The organism is Agrobacterium sp. 22-3639C2 (assembly GCF_053522105.1).
Map to the genome: position 1 here is coordinate 22559 of NZ_JBNWDB010000002.1, position 22897 is coordinate 45455.

Consider the following 22897-nt stretch of genomic DNA (forward strand, 5'->3'; position numbering starts at 1 on the left):
CAGTCTAGGGCGCAGATATGAAACCATACACACGTTCGGTAATCGATCTTTTTGATGGAAAGAAGCGTTTTCTCATTCCTCTTTATCAGCGTAAATATGCTTGGAATGCCGCGCCTCAGCTCGAGCTTCTTTGGGAGGACATTACCCGCTCGATGAAACGCTTGATGGAAGACCGGTCCACCTTAACGCCCCATTTTATGGGAGCAATGGTCATTGCCCAGGTCAAAACATTCGGGAAGGAAGTTCAGGCATTCGAAATTATCGATGGTCAGCAACGACTAACTACATTCCAGTTGCTTCTCGCCGCATTGCGTGATGTGGCAAAAGCAAATGGCTCACGGTACGAGAGCGAGATCCAGAAATATCTGCTCAATGACGGCATCATGGAACATCCGGAAGTTGAACGTTTCAAGCTGTGGCCGTCGCTTACTGATCGCAGGTCCTTTGTTACCATCATTGATCCGGATGTTGATGTTGAGTCGTACGGACCGTCGCCTGTTGATGAAGACGGCTTTGTGAGACGTTCAGTTGCCGCCCATGCATATTTGAAAGACAAGATCGAAAAGCATGTCAACGAAGCCGCTTCATTTGATGAGCACAAGCTTGAAATCCTCTTTGAGGCGTTAAAAGACGGGTTGGCTATCGTTTCGATAGAGTTGGAAGGCGGCGACGACCCCCAAACGATTTTCGAAACGCTGAATAGCCGCGGCGTGGATTTGTCTGCCAGCGACCTCATGCGCAATTTCATTTTTCAAAGAGCGAAGGGCTTAGGGCAGGAAAATCATTCTCTTGTGGTCGATAAACTGTACGAGAAACACTGGTTGCCCCTGGATCGAGCTTTCTGGAGCCAACCGGCATCACGCGGACGCCAAACCCGCACCAGGCTGGACTGGATGCTAACCGATCATTTAGCTATGCATACGGGCGAATTGGTCTCAGTGGAAAATCTTTTTGAACGTTATCGGCGATGGATACTTGACGGCACGAAGTTCACATCGGTTACCCACGAACTGGAGTCAATTTCCGCAACGGCAGCGATTGAAAAGCGGCTCTTCGATCAGAGCAAGGACGACCCAATCGGCAACTTCGGACGCTTGGCCGACGCATTTGATGTATCTACCGCCATGCCGCTCGTTCTTTATCTTGCAACAGAGGCTGATATCGGGGCCGACCTGACCCGCGCGCTCAACGCGTTGGAGAGCTTTATTCTTCGTCGCGATATCTGTGGACTACCCACAAAGGCGTATAATCGCTTCTTCGTGGGCATCATCGATCGCATGCGTAGAGCGGAATACAAAAAAACGGACGCGTTACTGGATTATCTGTCAAGCCGTACATCCGAAAACGACAGGTGGCCCAACGATCATGACTGGGAGCTAGGTTGGGTCGGGCGCGACCAATATAAAGGCCCAAGGCAGGCCCGCCTACGCTATATTCTGGAAGCTATCGAAATGGCAAAGCGGTCGAAACGAAATGAAGATATTACCATTAATTCGACGCTGACAATCGAGCATATTATGCCGCAGCAATGGGAAAAGAATTGGCCTCTCAGCGAATTTAACCAAATGGATGACGCCGAACGAGAGCGCGATATTGACTACATGATGCGGAAATCCGAACGAGCAAGCGCAATTAATCGTTTGGGCAATCTCACGCTGCTGACCCATGCTCTGAACTCTTCCGTGTCCAACGGCGCGTATTCTGTGAAAATGCCTGCCGTCAGATCGCATTCCAGCCTTGCTCTCAACAGGGAATTGTATGACTTTGACGACTGGAACGAGGCTTCGATCACGTCGCGCGGGCTAGAACTCTTTGGTATTGCCAAAACGCTTTGGGATCCACCTCTCGAACAGGCTGGCCAGCGAACTAGCAATTATCAAGAAGGCATGGTTCTCCCTGGAGAGGGAACCAAGTGCAAGTTCACCTATGGCGGCGTGGATTACCAAGGTGCAATTCAAGATGGGCAACTATGGGTATCGGGATATTCGACACCGTTCGGGTCCTTCTCGGCAGCATCTCGGGGCATAACCAATACCAGTCGAAACGGATGGAATGACTGGTATCTAAGGGATTCCGCGGGCGATTGGGTATTGGCAGCAGACTGGCGAATGACGCCGGCCTAGTTTCCTGAATTACTGAATCTAAGTAACAGTCGGGAAGACTCCGTTCAGCCAGGCTGTCAGCAAAATTCATCGCTACTCACTGACCGTTCATCTACTTGGCCGAATTCACCGCTTCGGGCCGATTGGGCCTTTGATCTGAACCCTTCAAACTGGACCGTTTTTGGTTAGAGTTTTCCGGTGCATTTTCCTGGCTGGGAGAGGAACGGAAGACGATGAAAGCATCGCAGTTTTCGGACGCACAGAAGGCGTTCATTCTGAAGCAGGGTGATGAAGGAGTGTCGGTGGCGGAGATCTGCCGGAAGGCAGGGATCAGCCAGGCGACCTATTTCAACTGGAAGAAAAAATACGCGGGCATGCTGCCGCCGGAGATGAAGAAGCTGAAGCAGCTCGAGGACGAGAATGCGCGGTTGAAGAAGATCGTCGCGGACCTGACGCTGGACCATGAGATGTTGCAGGATGTTATTCGGCGAAAGCTCTAAGGCCTGCTCGGAAACGCGAGATGGTGAAAGGCATGTGCCGGGATTGGATGATCTCGATCCGGCGTGCCTGTGGGGCACTGAACTTCGATCGGTCGACCTACCATTACACCTCTCGCCGTGCCGATCAGGCCGGTCTGGAACGTCGGATTCGTGAGATCTGCGAGATACGTGTTCGCTACGGCTATCGTCGCGTGCATGTACTGTTGGAGCGCGAGGGTTGGGGGACCAACATCAAGCGAACCTATCGCATTTACAGAGACTTGGGCCTGCAACTGCGTAACAAGACGCCGAAGCGACGGGTCAAAGCCAAGCTGCGGGAAGATCGGCAAATGGCCGTTGGACCGAACGATGTCTGGGCCATGGACTTCGTTCACGACCAACTCGCGACCGGCAAGAAACTGCGGGTGCTCACGGTGGTCGATACCTTCTCGCGCTATGTGCCGGTGCTTGATCCACGTCACAGCTATCGAGGTGAAGATGTCATGCAAACCTTGGAACGGGTATGCCGGAAAGTTGGCTACCCGAAGACGATCCGTGTCGATCAGGGGACTGAGTTCGTGTCTCGCGATCTTGACCTTTGGGCCTACTCCAAAGGCGTCACCTTGGACTTCTCACGACCGGGCAAGCCGACCGACAAAATCAGCACTGGTTCCTGACCCTTGCGGATGCCCGCGAAAAGATGGAGGATTGGCGTATAGACTATAATGAGTTTCGGCCGCATGGTGCGATCGGCAAGAAGGTGCCGATCTCGCTGATGAAATCAGGAGGCTCAACCAGCCCGCCTCCCTGAATGAAGCCGGAAAACTCTAGCCTCAGTTGGTCCAGAAACCTGGGGCGGTTCAGAAAACCCCAGACTCTCCTGAAAACTGGATGGAAGATGGGTCTCAGGTCAACTGCAATAGCTCGATAACCACCGCCGACTTTGCTTGCACGGAATGTGCGATATTGGGCAGCTTCCAGATGTCGTGTTTTTGGTGCAGAGGATCAAGATTGCTGTCGGCCGGGGAGGTTGGCATCCAAGATCATCCCAAAACCGCCTCTGATGTAGTATCAAAACGACGAGGGCGGTTTTTCATCTCGCGCCATGCCGAATGCGACCACCTCGAAAATGGGCGACGTCAGCAATCCCCGGGCTTGCGACCGATATGAATATCCACTCTTCTATTGGACTGCCACGCTTCTTCGAGCTTGGGGCCGGAAAGCCCCTGCTCCGGCACCAAAGGCTCCTTGTCAGCTTTACCTTTAACCGACATTTTGAGGGATTGCAGGCCTTGCTGCTTTTTGAGCCAATCGGCTACGTATTGAGCCCGCCTTTCTGATAGGACGTCATTGCCCATGCCGCTGCGCCTAGAGTCAGTATGCCCTGTAACGGCCAGGCACAACGGATTCTGCCGCATAATGGAATATGATAAAGCCCGCATTCTTCCATTTTGGAAGATTGAGGGAACCGCTGAGTTGCTCGCGAACTCAATCCGCTCGTCGTCAATCCGGAAATCGTCTTGCCGGCCGACGTCCACCATCTCAATTGCGACTATGGCTAGCGCTAAAGTTGAGCCCGATAGAACCATCAAGTATCCGAGCCACAACACGTAACGAAGATTGCGGCGGGTTTCCTGCGGCCAAACGAAATCACAGAATTCTTTCGGGTCAATCTGCCCGGCCATCGTTCGGAACCATTCGCCTGAGCTTCGAGGTGTCTGCCCGCTCCTCGGCTTCCAGGGCTCTCCTTGAAGCGAGACGTCGTCTCTCCTTCCTTCGAGAATGGCCTTCGCGTCGGCACTGTAGTTCGTCCCGGCCAGGAATTTTTGGGTCTTGAAACCCTGCGCAGAAAATTCTTGGACATAGCGGCTAAGGCCTTGGAGGATTAACAAGCCCACGACCGCGACCAAAATGGGTAGCAGTATCCAGTTCAGAATGTTGAATTCGATCGGCTGCCTCTCGTTGTAAACGTACAGCACGGCAGCGGATACTGCGAGCAGGAGTGTTATCATCCAAAACGACCAACCTTCAATCAAGCCATCGAACCGGCTGCTCTTGTGAAGGAGGAAATGCACCAGATTAAACATGATGGCCAGCGCGACAATCGCTGTGATTGCGAGCGCCATCGGAGAGAGCGGCCCTGCCTTCTCCGCGAGTTCGTAGAGCAGATCGACCAACGTGTTTGTGTCTTGACCCATCAGTGATCTTCAAAAGAGCGAGGTGTTGTGGTTGAAATTGACGTGGTCTACCGTTTTTGTGGCCGTATCCCATAAATCCGTCTGCCCAGGTCTGATGCATCCAAAGCAGTAATCTGCAGGCGGGATGCTTCTTTGTGCAGGCTTGCCTTTACGTGATACGCCCATGCCCATGCGTTGTGATACGGCGGCGAGGCTGTAAAGAACATCGATGGGGTCTGTGACTGCTTGGAATTTGCAAGTCACAGATGAGGAAGCGGTCGTCGTCAATGACGGGTTGTTTTTGTATGCCGAAAAGGTCGATTTCAGGCTTTTCAAGGCGATCGCGAAAGAACCAGCGACCCCTTCGCGTAATGGCTGTCTCATTGTCAGTTGCGGGACACTGCTCAGAAACTCAAAGAGTTCATTTGGTCTTTCAAGCAAGGCTCCGACGTCCACATCTTCATTAGAGGCCAGCGAGGTGAGCATCGCGCTGTCAGTGAAGTCCAGGACTGGTGCAGGCTTGTCTTGATCGAGTGATCTCTGCCTCAAATGGAGTGGTACGGAGTGCCAACCCCATTTTTCAGCATAGCTTCTCAGCTGACGGATCTTGCTGAACTGCCAGACTATGACCGAGTCGATCCGCATCAATCGTCTTACAATAGAGCCGGTGTTCCCTTCCCAACGACTGCTCATGGGATGAACGACGAGCGTGACAGCTTTCCAGGCGACCAGAAAATCTGCCATGCTCGGTTGCACATTTACTGTGTGATCGAACGTGAGCGGACCCGCCTTCCTCCCGAGTTCATACTTTATCCATTTTTCTACGTCGAATTTCTTGAACCAAGAGATGAAATCTCCGATTCCCGGACCATGGAATTCAGAGGTTTGCCTAAAAAATAGCTCGCTGAACTGCGCACCCGGAAAAGTTTCAGGTTCGCCATAGCGACGGATGAAACGCCTGATTTCATTATCGAAGAGCTCAAGGGTGTCTCCGAACACCCTATACTCCGAAACTCCATCCATCGATTTCTAAAGCCCCAATCCCACGCCCCAAGATTGAGTATCTCTAAAATGGAATGGCGGTGCAACAGTTGATTCAGTTCGCCATTTCGATTGGGCTGGAGGCGCACTTGCACGGATTGGCAACCCTCAGTCTGAATAATGACCGGGGAACATCACGCCTTGGTCGACCAGCACATTGAAACGGTAGCCGGGCATGATCTTGATTGTCGTCTGGACGTTGTCCAGCCGAGGCCACTAATCCCTCTTACAACCTTTCCTCGACTACCTCCTCGGTAAGGAAATTGCCACGACACTTGTCGGGAACCCGCCACGTCGTCTTTTTGGACATGTCTTGGTCCCCGCAAAAGCCCGCTCCACTAACCAACGTTGCGCTATATGCCTGGATGTCCCTTAGAGTCTAGTTGTACTCGCCCTTGACGAATGAATCGCCGTAGAGGGTCATGGAAAGTGTGCGCTTTGGGTCCCAGATACTGCTATGGGCAACCTCAAGGTTGGCCTTGTGATAAGCATCGAGCAGCATGTCTCCGGAGCGCCAAGTTGTAATAAAGCCTTTGAGCCAAGGTTTGGCTACGAAAAAAGGATTGGCCAAGCGGGAGCAATGACAGCCGCACTCCCGTGTGCAACAATCTGCTTTGCAGAGGGCTTCTTTGGATCGCTCAAGCACAGGCAAGCCGAAATGGGACATTCCGGCATCCCGCAGCATACGGAACAGAAGGTTTGACTCAAACCAGATTTGATCCCACGTCGCATCGCCTGAGATCTCTAACATGGCGGCGAGCGCGACCAAAGCCTCTGTTTTCATGCCGAGCCGAGCATAGATGTCGGCAAAAGTTAAAAGCGCCCGGCTATGCCGCTCCGGGCGGTCTCCGGCGATAGTGATGGCAAATTCGGCGAGGTCTCGCGCAGCCTGGCCCCTGCCTGCAAGTATCACCTTGGACGCGGCAGCCCGTATGACCGTCAGATCTTCATCCGGTTTTGGCGACAGCAGGGGCCGCTGGTCAAATCGCAGCCGCTTGATGTTGAAAAGATGATTTCCGATAGCGCCACGCGGCGCTGCCATGATCAGAGTGGAACCGCGCTTTATGCGACGTGTTTTGACCGCGAGGTCGCCAAGGGCAGACGCGATGTGAAAATGATCAATGCCGCATTGACACCCCAAAATCGATAGTCCGGGCTAAAGCTATTCCCAGTCTCCGCTCAAAAGCCGCGCACATGCGCCGTTGAATATTGTGCGACGCACAAAATTCGGAGGAATAGGTATGAAATTCGGATTTTTAGATACAGATCATCCGAAAAAATTCGGATAAAACTCTCCCAAATCAAGGAGAGACACCATGACGGACACGACGTCAGAATTTGATGGGTCAACGATTGGCCTGGAGGCCGCAGAGGAACCCGCATGGACCGCCGCAACCTGGTTCGCGGTTCTTTCGATGGCGGCCACCAGCTTTGCATTGGTATCGGCCGAGTTTCTGCCAGCGGGGTTGTTGACGCCCATGGCGCGCGATCTCGGCATTACGGAGGGTACGGCGGGACAGGTCGTCACCGCGACGGCCTCAGTAGGTGCTGTGACCGCTTTGCTGAGCAATGTTCTCATCGGCAAACTGAACCGCAAGACCGTGCTTGTCGGTCTCAGCGCGCTGGCGATCGGTTCCAACATTCTCGCATCAGTTGCTGCGGATTTCTGGCTATTGCTGGTCGGCCGGGCCGGACTGGGTATTGCGCTCAGCGGCTTCTGGGCGCTTTCAGTTGCTGTCGTGGCGCGGCTCGTTGGCGCGAATTCGACCGGGCGCGGCATGGCTATCGTCACACTCGGCGTTTCACTCGCCACCATTGCAGCTCCCTCCATGGGCGCCTTGATCAGCGACTGGGTGGGATGGCGCATTGCCATGTCGATGACGGCGGGACTTGCCGTCATTGCCATGCTACTGCAAATATTCAGCCTGCCCTCGCTGCCGGCAAGTACAAGCAACAGTCTTTCCGATGTTTTCCGCCTAACGCGGCGGCGCAGCGTTCAGCTGGGGATGCTGGCCATCCTGTTGCTTATGACGGGGCATTTTGCCGGTTCGGTCTATGTGCGTCCGTTCCTCGAACAGGTGACGCTGCTTGAGACCACGCCGATTGCTCTTGCCCTGCTCGGCTTTGGCGTTGCTTCCGTGATCGGCAACGTGCTGGGGGGCCGCATGGCCGACACCAGCATCCGCCTCGCGCTCATCGTTACCGCCGCCCTGATGGCATTTGCAACAATCGCCCTCGTCCTATGGGGTGTTCATAGCAGCGCCGCATTCGCGCTCGTCGCGCTCTGGGGTCTTGCCTTTGGCATGGCACCCGTGGTGCTGCCGACCAACCTTTCCCGCGGCGCACCCGATGCTCTGGAAGCGGCAGGCAGCCTGATGGTTGTTTCTTTCCAGGTGGCTATCAGTATCGGGGCGGTTGTCGGCGGCTATATCGTGGATTCCTACGGTGCCACTGCGCCGCTGGCGTTGACCGCGATCCTGGCGGCATCCACAGTCGCACTTGCCTTGCTGCAGCGCCGCGATTGACCCTGTCCGTGACGGCAGATACCTAAAACGAAAGTCCTGCCCGGAATTTGGTCCGGGCAGGACATTTGTGACAAGACGATTTCTCTTGCCGTCGCTTTGGTTACTTGCGGTAGGAAAGACCACCCCAGATACGGCCTTCGTCTCTGTGGCGGCCGCCATGTACTGCGCCGATATAAGCAGCGGCGGCAGAAACGAGCGCGGAAGCGGCCAGAAGGAACGCGGTCAGAATGCCTGCGACGCGCGCTTTTTCCGCGGCATCCGCAGCTTTGGCCTTGGCATCGTCCAACGCCTTCTGCGCCTCAGCCTTCAGGGTTTCGACCTGCTTCTGCGCTTCATCGACCTTCTTCTGCGCTTCCGCCCTGACGGCCTGCACGCGTTCAACCGTCTGGTTTACGCGCGTTTGCGCATCCGTCTGGCTGATGTTCGTGCGGGCAGCGACCTGGTTGGCAAGCCATGTCTTGTCGGCATCGGATATCTCACCGGTTGCAAGCAGATTGCCGAGGATGCCGCTGATCTGGCGCTGATAGTCACCGGCGCTCTGGTCACCCGTCAGAGGGGCGGTGGGCGCATCGGTTCTCAAAAGACTATCCGTGAAATAGTCGATTGGATTGGCTTTCAGGCCCTGCGGAAGCATTTGCTCGATGCTGGGCGCTGCAGCCTGACCGGCGCCTTGCGCCAGACCACCTGCCGCACTGCCAGCGCCGGAAATAATGCCGCCCGCAAGTTGGCCAGCACCCTGAACGGCGCCACCGACTGCGGAACCCGTTGCCTCAACAGCGGTCTGCGCCACGCTGCCGACAGCCTTGGCACCACCGGACAGCACGCCGAGCGCGAGAAACGCAGAGACGACCGTGCCGAGACCCCATACCACCAGGCCATTCACACCATCGCGGACGGTCAGTTCGTTCCTGTCGGCAGCGCCGGCAGGCCGACGCATGCGGCCGGCAATATAGCCACCCAGCATGTAGGAGCCGACCATGGAAATGATGACGAAGAGCGCGGTTATAATGAGCCAGACTGTGCTGACCTCGCCACCATTATCCGCCGAGATTGAACTCAGCCCCAGGCCGCCCGCAAATGCGGTGAGAATAGCCATGGCGCCCGAGGAAATTACGGCACCAGCGAAAATCGCTGGCCAATCCACATAGCTGCGGTTTGGATTCGTTTCGATACCCGTTGGATCAACCATCAGCGTAGTCCCAACAATGAGAGGATGAACAGGACGACGACGACGAGGCCGACTAGATAGATGATGGAATTCATGCGATCTCCTCCGAATGGACGATCAATCCTCCGCGTAGCGGCGATTATATGCAGTGGGACATGCGAGCTGATTGCTCCTTCACCAAACTCGCCGCGCTCCAAAAAGTTTCACGACTTCTCGTTGCTTCGGAATGATTTTGCGCAATTCCGCCGGCGAGGTGACGAAAGAAATGTGCTCGTGGTCGCCAAAGAGACGTCGCCGAACGCAGGCAAGCAGCATGACCAGCCAGACACAAGCCACCCGAACCAGATTGCGACGGAAGGAGATATACCATGTCTGCAATCGATCGAATTGGCTCCACCGCCTCGCTTTACATACGCCCGCGGCCACAGGACGTTCCCCAAGCCGTGCCGAATACCACACCCGAACGGTCGGCATCGTTGATCGGAGGGGGCGCCGCGCCTTCGCTCTCCTCCAATCTTGCCAACGCACTCTGGTCGCTCCGGGAGCAAGAGGGCGGAATAGAAGAGACGCCGCTTGAGGGCAGCGGCACAGGCTCGGATGAGGACGAGCTTAGCCGCTGGGCAAATATGAGCCTTGGCGAGAAAATCCGGGCCCAATACCTGGAGGCGCGGGGATTGTCCGAAGGCGACCTTGCCGCCATGCCACCCGACGAGAGGAAGGCAATCGAGGACGAGATCCAGAAGGCGATAAAGTTCGCGATGGAGGCTCCAAAAGACGATGACGTGAGCGTGCTCGCCGGCCTTTAAGCGTGACATGCCTCCGGGGGCACTGCGCACTGCTACGATCTGATACATAAATGCGGGTTTCAGGAAACATGCCGGATACCTGCGGGGCAGATCATTGCCTGATCTATTTCGGATCAGGCAGGATATCCCATGAAGAGGCAGATTTTCTTCGCCGTTGCCCTATCGGGTGCGGCAGCAGGTTTTGGAACCGTTTATTCGAGCTCAGCGGACACGCCGCCGGAACTTGCTTCTCCCATCTATGGTGTCACGCTTCCTGAAGGATATCGTGACTGGAAGTTCATCGCGCCCGCGCAGGAAGCGCCGCCGCTGGACGAGCTTCGCGCTGTTCTGGCAAACGATGTCGCCGTCGAAGCCTATAAGAGCGGAACCCTGCCCTTCCCCGACGGCTCGATACTGGTGAAGCTCGCCTATAAGCGGCAGCAATCCACGGAGTTTCCGCCGGCCACGGTTCCGGGCGCGGCGACCACAGTGCAGGTAATGGTGAAGGACTCCAGGAAATATGCCGCCAGCCACGGCTGGGGCTTCGGGCGGTTTGTCAACGGCAAGCCGGTGGATGCCGCCCAGCATGAGACGTGCCTCTCCTGCCACGAGGGCAACGTCAAGGACCATGATTTCGTCTTTACGCGATATGTACAGTAACCGATGCCGGGGCTCCGGCGATTTCGCTTTCGCGACTGTTCGCGGAAAGGCGGCCTCTACACTCGATTACAAATTCACCGAAGCCCCGACACATCGGGGATACGTGACGCCGGGAAATTGGTGCCATCGCCGGGTCGCCTTCGCCGCCCGGAGCCGCGAACCCCAGCCTGAAAGGACACGATGATGACGTTTCTGATCATTGCCTATCTCGGAGGAGCGCTGACAATTCTCAGCCCCTGTATCCTGCCCATCCTTCCCTTCGTTTTTGCGCGGGCGGGACAACCGTTCCTGCGCAGCACGCTGCCCCTGCTTACGGGAATGGCGGCAACCTTTTGCGCCGTCGCGACGCTGGCGGCGGTGGGCGGCAGCTGGGCAATCAGCGCCAATGAATATGGCCGGCTCGCGGCTCTTGCGCTGCTTGCGGTCTTCGGCGTCGGCCTGATTTCTCCACGCGCGGCCAGCATCATCACCCGCCCGGTCGTTGAACTCGGTAACCGGCTCGCCAATGCCGCCGGCAAGCCCGGGTCAGTACCGACGCTTGCGGGCTCGCTGATACTCGGCATCGCCACCGGCCTTTTGTGGGCACCCTGCGCGGGACCAATCCTCGGGCTTGTCCTGACGGGGGCGGCCCTGAAGGGGGCCAATCTGGAAACGAGCCTGCTGCTTGCCGCCTATGCCGCCGGGGCAGCGACATCCCTTGCCGTTGCCATCCTCATCGGCGGCCGGGTATTTGCGGGTATGAAGCGGTCTCTGGGTTTTAGCGAGCGGATCCGCCAGGCGCTTGGCGCGGCGGTGCTTGCCGGCGTCACGGTCATCGCGCTCGGTCTGGATACAGGTTTCCTGTCGCAGATTTCCTATGCGAGCACGGCATCCTTCGAACAGCAGGTGCTCGATCGGCTCCACACCGCCAAAGCGCCTGAAGCGGCGGGCGCCAGCGCCAGCGCTGCTGCGGCCCGGTCGGAGCTGCCGGTTGAGGGCAAGGCTCCATCCCTCGATGGCGCCAACGAGTGGCTCAATTCCCCGCCGCTCACGCGCGAACAATTGCGTGGCAAGGTCGTCCTCATCGACTTCTGGACCTATTCCTGCATCAACTGCATCCGCACCATTCCTTACGTGCGCGCCTGGGCGGACAAATACCGGGACCAGGGCCTCGTCGTCATCGGTGTCCACGCACCCGAATTCGCCTTTGAAAAGAAGATCGACAATGTCAGGCAGGCCGTCGCCGGCTTCAAGATCGATTACCCGGTGGCGATCGATAATGATTACAAGATCTGGCGCGCCTTTGATAACAGCTATTGGCCGGCGCATTACCTGATCGATGCCAAGGGCCAGATCCGCTACCACCATTTCGGCGAGGGCAACTACCGGCAGACCGAAGAGGCGATCCAGGACCTGCTGCGTGAAGCCGGTAGTAGCGCTTCCTCCAGTGCACCGGTGAGTCCGGAGACGACAGGGGCTGAAGCCGGTGCGGATATCGGGCACATGCGCTCCGGCGAAACCTATATCGGCTACCGACAGGCTGAGAATTTTGCATCTAACGAGGCGGTGCGCGCGGACACGCCGCGCGACTACTCCGTCACGACGCCTTCTCTCAACGAATGGGGACTTTCCGGTACCTGGACGGTTGGCGCGGAGGCGGCCACACTTGATGCGGCTGATGGCGGCATAACCTACCGCTTCAGCGCCCGTGACCTGCATCTGGTCCTTGGGCCGGCAAGCGCCGGAAAACCGGTTCGTTTCCAGGTCACCATCGACGGGCATCCGCCGCGCGCAGATCACGGCATCGACACGGACGCCGAGGGCAACGGCGTTGTTACCTCAACCCGTCTTTACCAGCTCGTCCGCCAGTCCGGCACCGTCGAAGCGAGAACCTTTGCCATCCGCTTCCTCGACCCCGGCGTGCAGGCCTATGCCTTCACGTTTGGCTGAATCTGCATTTTCCTTCCCTTTCACATTAAACCAAAGGAAAAACATGATGCACCGTCGTCTCATGCCAAAATTCGCGATTGCCATCGCAACCGCACTGATCGCTTTTGCCGCACATGCGGCGGAGGTGAAGAATATCGTCATAGTCCATGGCGCGCTGGCCGATGGCTCGGCCTGGCGCCGCGCGACAGAGATCCTTCAAAGCCGCGGTTTCAACGTCACGATCGTGCAGGAGCCAATCACCTCGCTTGCCGATGATGTAGCGGCCACCAACCGTGTCCTCGATCTCCAGCAGGGCCCCAGCCTGCTCGTCGGGCACAGCTACGGCGGCATGGTGATTTCGGAAGCCGGTAACCGGCCGGATGTGGCCGGGCTGGTCTATGTCGCCGCCTTCCAGCCGAAGAAGGGAGAGAGCCTTCTCGACATCGCCGGCTCCAAACGGCCGGCCGGCAACGGCATCAAGCCGACGAAGGATGGCGCGTTCCTTTATCTCGATCCGGCCGTCTTTGGACAAGATTTCGCCAGCGATCTTCCGCGTGAGGACGCGACATTCATGGCAAGCAGTCAGGTCTTCGCCGCCAAGGCCGCCTTTGCCGCCAAAGCCGGCGAACCCGCCTGGAAAACCAAAAAAAGCTGGTCGATCGTCGCAACGCAGGACAGGTCGATCAACCCCGATCTCGAGCGTGACATGGCCAAGCGCGCCGGCAGTGCGGTGACCGAGATTGCGGCAAGCCATGCGGTCTTCGCCTCGCAGCCCGATAAGGTTGCAGACGTCATCGAACAGGCCGCCCGGCAATCCTCAAAGTAAGCGCACCTCCGTAAGATCAAATGCAGCCGCCCCAGACACCGGGGCGGCTGTTTGCGTTGGAAGGGCGAGCCAAATGTATCAGTCTGTATCCGGAATGCACCCTGCTACAAAACCATTCACATTCGCCTCCCTTGGGACACATCGACGATACACGCACCCTGTTACCTGCCCGGCATCCAACACGGACAGGAGAGACAGCCAATGACTTCCGAGATCAATTTCCAGCGCCGCCGCTTCTTTGGCATTGCCGCAATGACGGTTGCCGCCGTCGAATTCGCTTCAGTAGGCCTTGCTCATGCCAAGGGCGAAGCGCCTTCGCCTCAGCCGTCAACCGGACGCGACGGAGCCACCTCCTTTGGCGCCCTGAAGCAGGTTGAAGCGGGTGTACTCAGCGTCGGTTACGCAGAAGCTGGCCCCGCAGACGGCCCGGTCGTGCTGCTGCTGCACGGATGGCCTTATGACATCTACAGCTATGTTGATGTCTCACCCATCCTTGCATCGGCTGGATATCGGGTACTCATCCCCTATCTGCGCGGATATGGCACGACCCGTTTTCTCTCGGACGACACGGCACGCAACGGACAGCAGGCAGCGCTTGCGGTCGACATGATTGCCTTTCTCGACGCACTCGGCGTCAAACAGGCCGTCGTGGCAGGTTATGACTGGGGCGCTCGCACCGCCGACATCATGGCCGCACTCTGGCCCGAGCGTTGCACCGGGCTCGTATCGGTCAGCGGCTATCTCATCGGCAGTCAGGAAATCAATAGAAAGCCACTTCCGCCCAAGGCGGAACTTTCGTGGTGGTATCAGTTCTATTTCGCGACGGAACGCGGCCGTGCGGGCTACGCAGCGAACACCCGCGACTTCGTGCGCCTGATCTGGCAGACGGCATCTCCGACCTGGAAATTCAGTAACGAGACCTTCAATCGTTCGGCCCCCGCATTCGACAATCCCGACCATGTGGCCATCACCATCCATAACTACCGCTGGCGGTTGGCACTGGCAGACGGGGAAGCCAAGTACGATAATTACGAGCGCCAGCTTGCAAAACTTCCCGTCATCACCGTGCCGACGATAACATTGGAAGGCGACGCCAACGGTGCTCCGCATCCGGACCCTTCCGCCTATGCATCAAAGTTTTCCGGCAAATACCAGCACCGCAACATCAGCGGTGGCATAGGCCACAACCTTCCGCAGGAAGCGCCAGAGGCTTTTGCCAGGGCTGTTCTGGACGTCGCAAAGCTTTAAACTTGCCGAAGCCCGCGAACCGTTGTCTTACTGCATGTGACAGCGGGGCGCGCGGTAGCGGGCCACTCGAACCGTCCGGACGACGAAGGCATCCAATGGACCATATCGACCATATTCTCGTCGTGGACGACGACAGGGAAATCCGGGAGCTGGTCTCCAGCTACCTGAAGAAGAACGGCCTGCGTACGAGCGTGGCGGCCGATGGACGGCAGATGAGAAGTTTTCTCGACGGCAATACCGTCGATCTCATCGTGCTCGACGTGATGATGCCTGGCGATGACGGGCTAGTTCTATGCCGCGAGTTGCGGGCGGGGAAACACAAAGCCACGCCGGTGCTGATGCTGACCGCCCGGGATGACGAGATGGATCGCATTATCGGGCTCGAAATGGGCGCCGACGACTATCTGTCGAAGCCCTTCGCTGCCCGCGAACTTCTTGCGCGTATCAAAGCCATACTGCGCCGCACGCGGATGCTGCCTCCCAATCTGCAGATCAGCGAGGCCGGGCAGCTCCTGACCTTTGGTGAGTGGCGCCTCGACACGGTGGGCCGTCACCTGCTCGACAGGGAGGGCACGACCGTGGCCTTGAGCGGCGCTGAATACCGGCTCCTTAGGGTCTTCATCGATCATCCCCAGCGCGTCCTCAACCGGGACCAGCTGTTAAATCTCACTCAGGGCCGTGATGCCGAACTTTTCGACCGATCGATCGATCTTCTCGTGAGCCGCGTGCGCCAAAGGCTAGGGGATGACGCGCGCGAACCCGTCTACATCAAGACGGTGCGGGCGGAAGGCTATGTCTTTGCGGTGCCCGTGGAGATTTCGGAGCCGAGGATATGAACGGCCTACGCCTGCTCGCCGGCTGGTGGCCGCGCTCGTTGCGGTCCAGACTTTTCATCATCCTGTTTGCGGGCCTCGCCATTGCCTACGGTCTGTCGTTCAGCATCCTCTTTGCCGAACGATATATGTCGGCAAAGGCGGTCATGCTCGGCACTCTTGAGCAGGATCTGGCTGTATCGATCGCCATAATCGACCGCCTGCCTGCGGAAGAGCGGGCGCAATGGGTCCATCGCCTGAGCCGCAGCAATTATCAGCTCGTCCTCGGCCCGGGTGTTCCAGGTGTTTCCGACATGTCTGGCCGCGGCGCTGAAATTGCGCAGAGGATCGAGGAGGCCGCAGGACACCGTTTCCCCGTCAAGGTCGAGTCCATTCCCGGCGACGGCAAGCGGCTTCAGGCGCATCTGACGCTATCGGACGGCTCGCCCCTCACAATTGACGTGACACCGCGCGGCGTGATGCCGCTGGCGGAGTGGCTGCCTTATGTCTTCGCCGCGCAGATGGCGCTTCTACTTCTGTGCACCTGGTTTGCAGTGCGACAGACGACCAGACCGCTCAGCGCGCTGGCTGCGGCAGCCGAAGCGTTGGATCCGGGGGAAAAGGGGTTGCCGATGAGTGAGAGCGGCCCAAGCGAAGTTGTCCACGCCGCCCGCGCCTTCAACGCAATGCGCGATCGCGTCGCCCAATATCTCGAGGAGCGGGTCCAGATTCTTGCGGCGATTTCGCACGACCTGCAGACGCCCATCACCCGGATGCGGTTGCGGGCCGACATGGCAGACGATACGCCGGAAAAGGAAAAGCTGGTCAGTGACCTGCGTGAAATCGAACGTCTAGTACAGGATGGTATCGCTTATGCACGCAGCGCTCATGGCAATGGCGAGAAATCCTCACGTATCGATCTGGCCTCTTTCATCGACAGCATAGCCTACGACTATCAGGATACCGGAAAAGCAGTCACGGTTGACGGTATGGTGCGCGGCACAGTATCGACAAAGCCACATGCCCTGCGAAGAATCCTGACGAACTTGATAGATAACGCGCTCAAATTCGGAGGCAGTGCGGAAATCAACGTCGACCGGCGCACTGAAGGCACCGTGGTCATCACGGTGCTCGATCGTGGGCCGGGCATCCCCGACGAGATGCTGCAAAATGCCATGCAGCCCTTTTTCCGGATTGAAACATCGAGAAACCGCGACACCGGCGGAACAGGACTCGGACTTGCGATCGCGCAGCAGCTCGCCGGAACAATCGGCGGCTCGGTGCGCCTCTATAACAGGCAAGGCGGCGGGCTTGCAGCCGAGGTGGCTTTTGCCTGACAGGGACGCAGATTAACGATAAGTATCCCTTATCATTTGATCACCACGGACTCCGGAATAACGACAGCTTGGGCCCTAGCTGAAGTAAGCACTTCGCCAGATGGTGTGTGCGCCTGACCGAGGCTGCCAACCGCGGAATTCCCCTGCCAGAAGCCATGGAGCAATCACGCCACCGATCCGTCCAGCAAGCATCCAGCTATTATAACAGTGCTACACGGAGAAGCAGGCGAGCGGCCCGATTTTTGTAGATCGGGTCTCACTGTTAGAATTGCCAGGGCGAGATCAATTCGAGCCCTGTCGTCTCGAAATCTTTGAGGTTTCGGGTCGCCAACCGGCCACCATTGATCCGCGCTATCGCCGCGATCATGCCGTCCGGAGCCGACATCCCCCTCCCCTGCCGCGCAGCCTCTCCCATGATATCGCCATAGGCCAATGCTGCTTCTTCCGTGAAGGCAAACATCTTGTCGGAGAACCGGCGACGCCAGCTCACAAGTCCCTCTTCCAGGCGATCGGCGCGCTGATCCGGCCTGATCTTTTGAATACCAAAAGCGATCTCGGCAACTGCAACCGTCGACAATGCCAATTCGGCGTCGTGACGAACCAGCCATGCTATGACTGCAGAATCGGGAGCTTTCTTCAAAGTCTCCGACATCACATTCGTGTCGAGAAAAATCAAAGCTCGACGCCTTTGTGAGCGCGTCTGTTTTCATCGATGATACTGTCGAAATCGATATCCGTGCCCGACTGCGATGAAAGACGACTATAGAATTTCGCAGCGGGTTCACGTCCTGCCTCACGAGCCTCATATGTTTCGAGCGCGCGCTCGACGATATCGGCAATCGTGCGATTTTCTCGGCGGGCGAGCTTGTGTGCAAGGTCGCGCGCTTTGGAACTGCGGACAGATAGTTGCGGGGTTACCATCGAGTGCTCCTTCGTCTGGATCGAATATAGCTTAAATGAAGGTAGCCATCAAGATGGCATCTGCCATCTTGATGGCTAACTGTTGTTTTTTCGCACCCTTTGTTTCGGCCATCATGCATGTTCATTCCGCGTGGAGACAACACACCTCCCCCCCCTGAACGCCGTGCTTTAAGCAACTTCTGCTGTAGACGGCCGCCAACGTGCATTTGATGCAGGTTATGTCATAGCTCCACCGAACGCCGCATTTCGAGCCTGATGACGTTGTACTTAGCTCATACACGCTTACAACCGGTCATTTTTTCGCGCATTTCTTATCTGTACAAAGCACCTGAAAAATGCGCGAAAATAACATGACAAAACGGCAAGCCGCCAATCCATCGCAGGTCCCCAAACGGGCCGCCGACCTGCCCACCGCAGAACTCCCACCAAAATATCGAAAAGGTGGCGTCTGAAGACCAGTAACAACGATACTTTTCGATACAGTTTTGCAGTTTCCGGAAACATGCCGGATACGCCGATCCGTCACAAAGCTCCTATCACGAAACGCCGCAACAGCGGCAAAATGAAAGGAACCTCCCGTGACCAAGATCGAGACTGTTCTTTATACTGGCAAGACCCACACGACCGGTGGGCGCGACGGATCGGCGCAAAGCGATGATGGCGCGCTTGGCATCAAGCTTTCCCCTCCGGGCAGCGGAAAGCCGGGCACGAATCCCGAGCAGCTCTTTGCGGCAGGCTGGTCGGCGTGTTTCATCGGCGCCATGACAAAAGCGGCGGCAAAACACCAGCTCCGGCTTCCAGCCGACACCACTGTCGATGCGGAGGTTGACCTCGGCACGACGGGCGGCGAATTCTTTCTGCAGGCTCGCCTGACTGTCAGCCTGCCCGGTATCGATCGTCCCATCGCGCAGACGATAATAGAGGATGCCCACCAGATCTGCCCCTATTCGAAGGCAACCAGGGGGAACATCGATGTTACGCTCATTCTCGCTTAAGCCGATGGTTCCCGCCCGCGCGCTTGTCATCGCCATCGTGTTTGCGGCGATATTTGCGGTACCATGCGTATATGACGCAAAATCCGACGAGCCGTCGCCGCTTGCGGGACTTCTGGGCGCGGTTTCATCGATCTGACCTCAAGGAAACGGCTCGGCGCCCCGCCGCGGCCGTTTTCGCATTCACTTCTTCCTTCCATCGCTTTTGACAACACCATGGCGTTGCGCAACGCCCTGTGGCAAGCGGACAATCTGTCCACCACCCTTTCACGATATTGGAGACCGGCCTGCCGGTGGGCAAGCGGGTACTGCCTATGGACGCCGGGCTGCCGAAACCGCCATCTGAACACGGGTCAAAAATCAGGGAAGGTCATGTCTTGCTTCACTCCATCGTTGCGCTACGGTTGCGATCAGGGATTTTCACTGGAGGGACTAAGGTATGTGCAACCATTGCGTGATCGAGAACGTGAAAAAGAACATGCTGTCGCGACGCTTGCTGTTCAAGGGCGCCGTGGCCGGTGTAACGGCGATGACGGCTGGCAGCCTCGCGGCCCCGGTACTTGCGCAAACACCCAGACAGGTCATCGATCTCACACATACATATGATTCCACATTCCCTACATTCGATGGCAAGCCGGGCATAGAATACGAGTGGGCAGCTGAGATCGCCAAGGACGGTTATCAGCTCCATAAACTCACGATCTACGAACATACAGGAACGCATATTGACGCACCTTTCCACTTCAGCGCCGACGGAGCGAGTGTCGATCAGTTGGAAGCGCAGAAACTTGTCGCGCCGCTGGTCATCATAGACATCACAGACCGCGCAAAAGAGGATGCCAATTCCACGATCGAGGCCGAAGACATCGAGCGCTGGATATCCGCAAATGGCGACATCCCGGCAGGTTCGATCGTCGCTCTGCGCTCCGGCTGGGCAACCAGAGTAAAGAGCCCCTCCTTCCGCAATGACGACGCCGGAAAATTTGCCTTCCCCGGTTTCGGCAAGTCGGCAACCGACCTTCTGCTCAAGCACGATACGGTCGCAATCGGTGTCGACACGCTCTCGCTTGATCCTGGCAACTCTGCCGATTTCGCAGTTCACAATTCCTGGCTCCCGGCAGGGCGCTACGGCATCGAAGGCCTCAACAACCTTGAGGCTTTGCCGGTAAAGGGCGCGACAATCGTCGTCGGTGCGCCTGCACATCGAGGCGGAACGGGTGGTCCGGCCCGGATTCTGGCTCTGGTCTGAACGTAGTACGCCGGGGCGCCCCCGGACCCAGCAACCGCCTGCCTGCCGCATCAGATCAATCCGCTCAGCATCCGCCGCGGCCGCAAAGGAAAGGCTGGGCGACACGTCGCCCCGCGCTTGACAGGAAGAATTCCAAGCGGTGAGGTCGCGAAGAACATATTTCTTGCCGCATAACGTTAGGTCAAGAAACCACCGCAAGGGAAGGTTTCGATGGACAATCGACGCCTGTATTGCCGTTTAGGGAGCGCTCAGCCGCACCACCATCATTTTTCCCATTGCGCCCAGCGGTCGTCACGTCGCAGCTTTTCCAACCACCGCCAGTTTAAGGACAGGCAGACATGTTTTCCGGCTCTCTGTGACGCGACGCAGGCGTCCCGGATGTCTGGCGACCTGCTCTAATCGGTAGTTACGATTTGCATTGACTGGCCTTTGAACCGGGTGCCGCGCTGCAAGGCGATCATGAGGAATGAGGGCTATAGTCAACAATGATCCACTATATGGACCTCATAGATGCACAAATTAACTGCATAAATCCGTCTATTTACTGTTGATTTCATGAATTTTCCTGTGTATCCCGAATACATGATTTTGTAACGGTCCATATTGTGGAGGCAATATCCCGATACATTCAGACCTTTGGAGGGGTCTGGCCTGTCTGGCAACAACAGCTATCCTGATGTCGCGGTCGTGGCACGGACATCCTGTTTTGCAGACATGTTCATTGCGAAGGTTGTTCTGTGGGAGAGGAGGCCCCGATGACCATGACCGCAAACGCGAATGACGACGTATTTGTACTCGATGGCGAACTGTTGCACACCGGACAGGTAACAGGCTCCTGGTTCATGCGCCCCATCGAGGCCGTGGCGGCGGTGCTGCTGGCGGTGATGATCGGCCTGCTTCTGCTGGGCGTGACGTCACGTTATGCCCTGCATCTACCGATTGTCTGGATCGATGAAACGGCGTCCTTGTGCTTTCTGTGGTTTGCCATGCTGGGCGCGGCAATCGCGATCGATCGCAGCGAACACCTGCGCCTCACGCTGTTTCTCAACATGTTCCCGCAACGTGTTCTGGGCTATATCAATTCCCTGGCACTGGTGCTGGTGGCGACATTTCTTGCGGCAATCATCAAGCCCGCCATGGAATACGCCATCGAGGAGTGGGTAGTCACGTCAGCGGCGCTGAATATTCCGATGTCGTTTCGCGCTGCGGCGTTGCCGGTCGGCGCCTGTCTTATGCTGCTTTTGGTGCTCAACAATCTCTTCCGACGAGAAAATCTGCGCGATATCATTGCGGCCCTTTTAACGGTCGCGGTTGCCTCCGGTCTGCTCTATCTGGCATCGCCGATGCTGGAATCCCTCGGCAATTTTAATCTGGCGATCTTCCTCGGCCTGTTCGTTGCGGTATTTCTGGTGCTGGGCGTTCCGATTGCCTTCTGCTTCGGCCTTGGAACCCTCGCCTATCTGACCTTCACCACCTGGGTTCCGACCATTGTGATGATCGGGCGCATGGATGAGGGCATGTCCGGCATCATTCTGTTGTCAGTGCCAGTCTTCGTGCTGCTGGGGTGCGTGCTCGATGCAACCGGCATGGGTAAGGCGATTGTCGAGCTTCTGTCCTCAATGTTTGGCCACATTCGCGCGGGCATGTCCTATGTTCTGCTCGGTTCTCTGTTTCTTGTCTCCGGCATTTCCGGCTCCAAGGTTTCTGATATGGCAACCGTCGCACCGGCGCTGTTTCCGGAAATGAAGCGCCGTGGCCACAAACCCAAGGAAATGATCGCGCTTCTGGCCACCGGCGCCGCCATGGCCGATACGGTTCCGCCCTCAATCGTGCTGATCGTTCTGGGTTCGGCGGCAGGTGTGTCTATTGCCGGCCTCTTCACCTCCGGTTTCATGATTGCAATGGTACTGCTTCTGGTGCTGGCCGTTCTGGCCCGCTGGAAGGCGCGGGATGAAAACATGGAAGGCGCAAAGCGCACGCCATGGCCGCAGGTCGGCAAGGCAGCCCTGATTGCCGCACCGGCGCTCGTTCTGCCCTTCCTCATCCGCAGCCTGGTGGGCGGCGGTGTCGCCACTGCAACCGAAGTATCCACTATTGCCGTGCTCTACGCCATGATCGTCGGCGCAGTGCTTTATGGCGGCATCAGCCTCAGGAAGCTTTATTCGATGCTGGTCGAGACGGCAGCCCTTTCAGGGGCGATCCTGCTGATCCTCGGCTGTGCATCGGCCATGGCCTGGGGGTTGACGCAGAGCGGCTTTGCTTTCCAGCTGACCGCGATGATTACCGATCTTCCGGGCGGCTGGATGACCTACATGGTCGTGTCGATCCTGATTTTCATGATCCTGGGCTGCGTCCTGGAAGGACTGCCGGCAATCGTTCTGCTCGCGCCGATCATGTTCCCGATCGCCCGCACGCTTGGCATCAATGACATTCATTATTCGATGGTCGTGGTGGTCGCCATGAATATCGGCCTGATGGCGCCGCCCATCGGTATCGGCTTTTACATCGCCTGCAAGATCGGCAACGTGTCGCCGGACGAAGCCATGGGTGCCATCTGGCCCTATCTCGCAGCCATGATCATCGGCCTGCTGCTGATTGCAGCAATCCCCGGATTTTCGACCATTCTGCTCTGAGACCGTGGCGGGTCCGCCCGCCACGCCGATGAAT

General features: G+C 57.3%; 19 protein-coding genes and 2 pseudogenes. 15 read left to right on the forward strand and 6 right to left on the reverse strand.

What is annotated here, in order from left to right; translation table 11 throughout:
* Nucleotides 1-17: 17 nt before the first annotated feature.
* Nucleotides 18-2123 carry a DUF262 domain-containing protein gene (locus ACQZ6D_RS07905; protein ID WP_448730306.1) on the forward strand — a complete coding sequence of 702 codons (2106 nt, stop codon included), beginning with the start codon at nucleotides 18-20 and terminating at the stop codon, nucleotides 2121-2123.
* A gap of 212 nt (nucleotides 2124-2335) precedes the next feature.
* Nucleotides 2336-3392, forward strand: a pseudogene (locus tag ACQZ6D_RS07910) (IS3 family transposase).
* Between the two features lie 328 nt (nucleotides 3393-3720).
* Here ACQZ6D_RS07910 and ACQZ6D_RS07915 read toward each other — a convergent pair.
* The 3 genes from ACQZ6D_RS07915 to ACQZ6D_RS07925 all read right to left on the reverse strand — a co-directional run bounded on the left by ACQZ6D_RS07915 (nucleotide 3721) and on the right by ACQZ6D_RS07925 (nucleotide 6841).
* Nucleotides 3721-4779 carry an OmpA family protein gene (locus tag ACQZ6D_RS07915; protein ID WP_448730305.1) on the reverse strand — a complete coding sequence of 353 codons (1059 nt, stop codon included), beginning with the start codon at nucleotides 4777-4779 and terminating at the stop codon, nucleotides 3721-3723.
* 9 nt (nucleotides 4780-4788) lie between these two features.
* The gene (locus tag ACQZ6D_RS07920) at nucleotides 4789-5757 is read right to left on the reverse strand and encodes a hypothetical protein (protein WP_448730304.1); all 969 of its coding nucleotides are present in this window, start codon (nucleotides 5755-5757) and stop codon (nucleotides 4789-4791) included.
* 421 nt (nucleotides 5758-6178) lie between these two features.
* On the reverse strand, nucleotides 6179-6841 hold the full coding sequence (locus tag ACQZ6D_RS07925; RefSeq protein ID WP_448730303.1) for a hypothetical protein: 663 nt from the start codon (nucleotides 6839-6841) through the stop codon (nucleotides 6179-6181).
* A gap of 274 nt (nucleotides 6842-7115) precedes the next feature.
* Between ACQZ6D_RS07925 and ACQZ6D_RS07930 the strand changes: the two genes are divergently transcribed.
* Nucleotides 7116-8324 carry an MFS transporter gene (locus ACQZ6D_RS07930; RefSeq protein WP_065663153.1) on the forward strand — a complete coding sequence of 403 codons (1209 nt, stop codon included), beginning with the start codon at nucleotides 7116-7118 and terminating at the stop codon, nucleotides 8322-8324.
* Between the two features lie 100 nt (nucleotides 8325-8424).
* Here the strand turns inward: ACQZ6D_RS07930 and ACQZ6D_RS07935 are convergent, their stop codons facing one another.
* The gene (locus tag ACQZ6D_RS07935; RefSeq protein WP_111801588.1) at nucleotides 8425-9513 is read right to left on the reverse strand and encodes a hypothetical protein; all 1089 of its coding nucleotides are present in this window, start codon (nucleotides 9511-9513) and stop codon (nucleotides 8425-8427) included.
* A gap of 347 nt (nucleotides 9514-9860) precedes the next feature.
* Here ACQZ6D_RS07935 and ACQZ6D_RS07940 point away from each other — a divergent pair, with 347 nt between their 5' ends.
* The 8 genes and pseudogenes from ACQZ6D_RS07940 to ACQZ6D_RS07975 all read left to right on the forward strand — a co-directional run.
* A complete protein-coding gene (locus tag ACQZ6D_RS07940) occupies nucleotides 9861-10298 on the forward strand; it encodes a hypothetical protein (RefSeq protein ID WP_112291158.1) in 438 nt (145 codons plus the stop codon).
* Between the two features lie 129 nt (nucleotides 10299-10427).
* A complete protein-coding gene (locus ACQZ6D_RS07945; protein WP_448730302.1) occupies nucleotides 10428-10937 on the forward strand; it encodes a cytochrome P460 family protein in 510 nt (169 codons plus the stop codon).
* Between the two features lie 183 nt (nucleotides 10938-11120).
* The gene (locus tag ACQZ6D_RS07950; protein WP_448730301.1) at nucleotides 11121-12866 is read left to right on the forward strand and encodes a cytochrome c biogenesis protein DipZ; all 1746 of its coding nucleotides are present in this window, start codon (nucleotides 11121-11123) and stop codon (nucleotides 12864-12866) included.
* 46 nt (nucleotides 12867-12912) lie between these two features.
* Complete coding sequence (locus tag ACQZ6D_RS07955) at nucleotides 12913-13671, forward strand: alpha/beta hydrolase (RefSeq protein ID WP_448730300.1); 759 nt, start codon at nucleotides 12913-12915, stop codon at nucleotides 13669-13671.
* A gap of 201 nt (nucleotides 13672-13872) precedes the next feature.
* Nucleotides 13873-14919 carry an alpha/beta fold hydrolase gene (locus tag ACQZ6D_RS07960; RefSeq protein ID WP_448730299.1) on the forward strand — a complete coding sequence of 349 codons (1047 nt, stop codon included), beginning with the start codon at nucleotides 13873-13875 and terminating at the stop codon, nucleotides 14917-14919.
* A gap of 95 nt (nucleotides 14920-15014) precedes the next feature.
* On the forward strand, nucleotides 15015-15755 hold the full coding sequence (locus tag ACQZ6D_RS07965) for a response regulator (protein ID WP_003508322.1): 741 nt from the start codon (nucleotides 15015-15017) through the stop codon (nucleotides 15753-15755).
* Nucleotides 15752-17068 (forward strand): ATP-binding protein, encoded by a 1317-nt coding sequence (locus ACQZ6D_RS07970; protein ID WP_448730298.1) that lies wholly within the window; start codon nucleotides 15752-15754, stop codon nucleotides 17066-17068. The genes ACQZ6D_RS07965 and ACQZ6D_RS07970 overlap by 4 nt, the downstream gene beginning before the upstream one ends.
* 113 nt (nucleotides 17069-17181) lie before the next feature.
* Nucleotides 17182-17316, forward strand: a pseudogene (locus ACQZ6D_RS07975) (integrase); the annotation flags it as partial.
* 14 nt (nucleotides 17317-17330) lie between these two features.
* Here the strand turns inward: ACQZ6D_RS07975 and ACQZ6D_RS07980 are convergent.
* Nucleotides 17331-17744 (reverse strand): type II toxin-antitoxin system VapC family toxin, encoded by a 414-nt coding sequence (locus tag ACQZ6D_RS07980; protein WP_019566318.1) that lies wholly within the window; start codon nucleotides 17742-17744, stop codon nucleotides 17331-17333.
* Nucleotides 17741-17989: a type II toxin-antitoxin system VapB family antitoxin gene (locus tag ACQZ6D_RS07985; RefSeq protein WP_006313527.1), complete on the reverse strand. Its 249-nt coding sequence runs from the start codon at nucleotides 17987-17989 to the stop codon at nucleotides 17741-17743. Before ACQZ6D_RS07985 ends, ACQZ6D_RS07980 begins: the two co-directional genes overlap by 4 nt.
* A gap of 578 nt (nucleotides 17990-18567) precedes the next feature.
* On the opposite strand from ACQZ6D_RS07985, the gene ACQZ6D_RS07990 reads away from it, so the two are divergent.
* From ACQZ6D_RS07990 to ACQZ6D_RS08005, 4 genes are all read left to right on the forward strand, one after another.
* Entirely contained in the window at nucleotides 18568-18984 is a 417-nt protein-coding gene (locus ACQZ6D_RS07990) for an organic hydroperoxide resistance protein (protein ID WP_065705489.1), read from the forward strand.
* Nucleotides 18962-19120, forward strand: coding sequence for a hypothetical protein (locus ACQZ6D_RS07995; RefSeq protein ID WP_153793244.1), 159 nt, complete (start codon nucleotides 18962-18964; stop codon nucleotides 19118-19120). Before ACQZ6D_RS07990 ends, ACQZ6D_RS07995 begins: the two co-directional genes overlap by 23 nt.
* Before the next feature lie 300 nt (nucleotides 19121-19420).
* Entirely contained in the window at nucleotides 19421-20230 is an 810-nt protein-coding gene (locus ACQZ6D_RS08000) for a cyclase family protein (protein ID WP_065705487.1), read from the forward strand.
* A gap of 755 nt (nucleotides 20231-20985) precedes the next feature.
* Nucleotides 20986-22863, forward strand: a complete 1878-nt coding sequence (locus tag ACQZ6D_RS08005) for a TRAP transporter large permease subunit (RefSeq protein ID WP_448730297.1) — start codon at nucleotides 20986-20988, stop codon at nucleotides 22861-22863.
* Nucleotides 22864-22897: the final 34 nt, after the last annotated feature.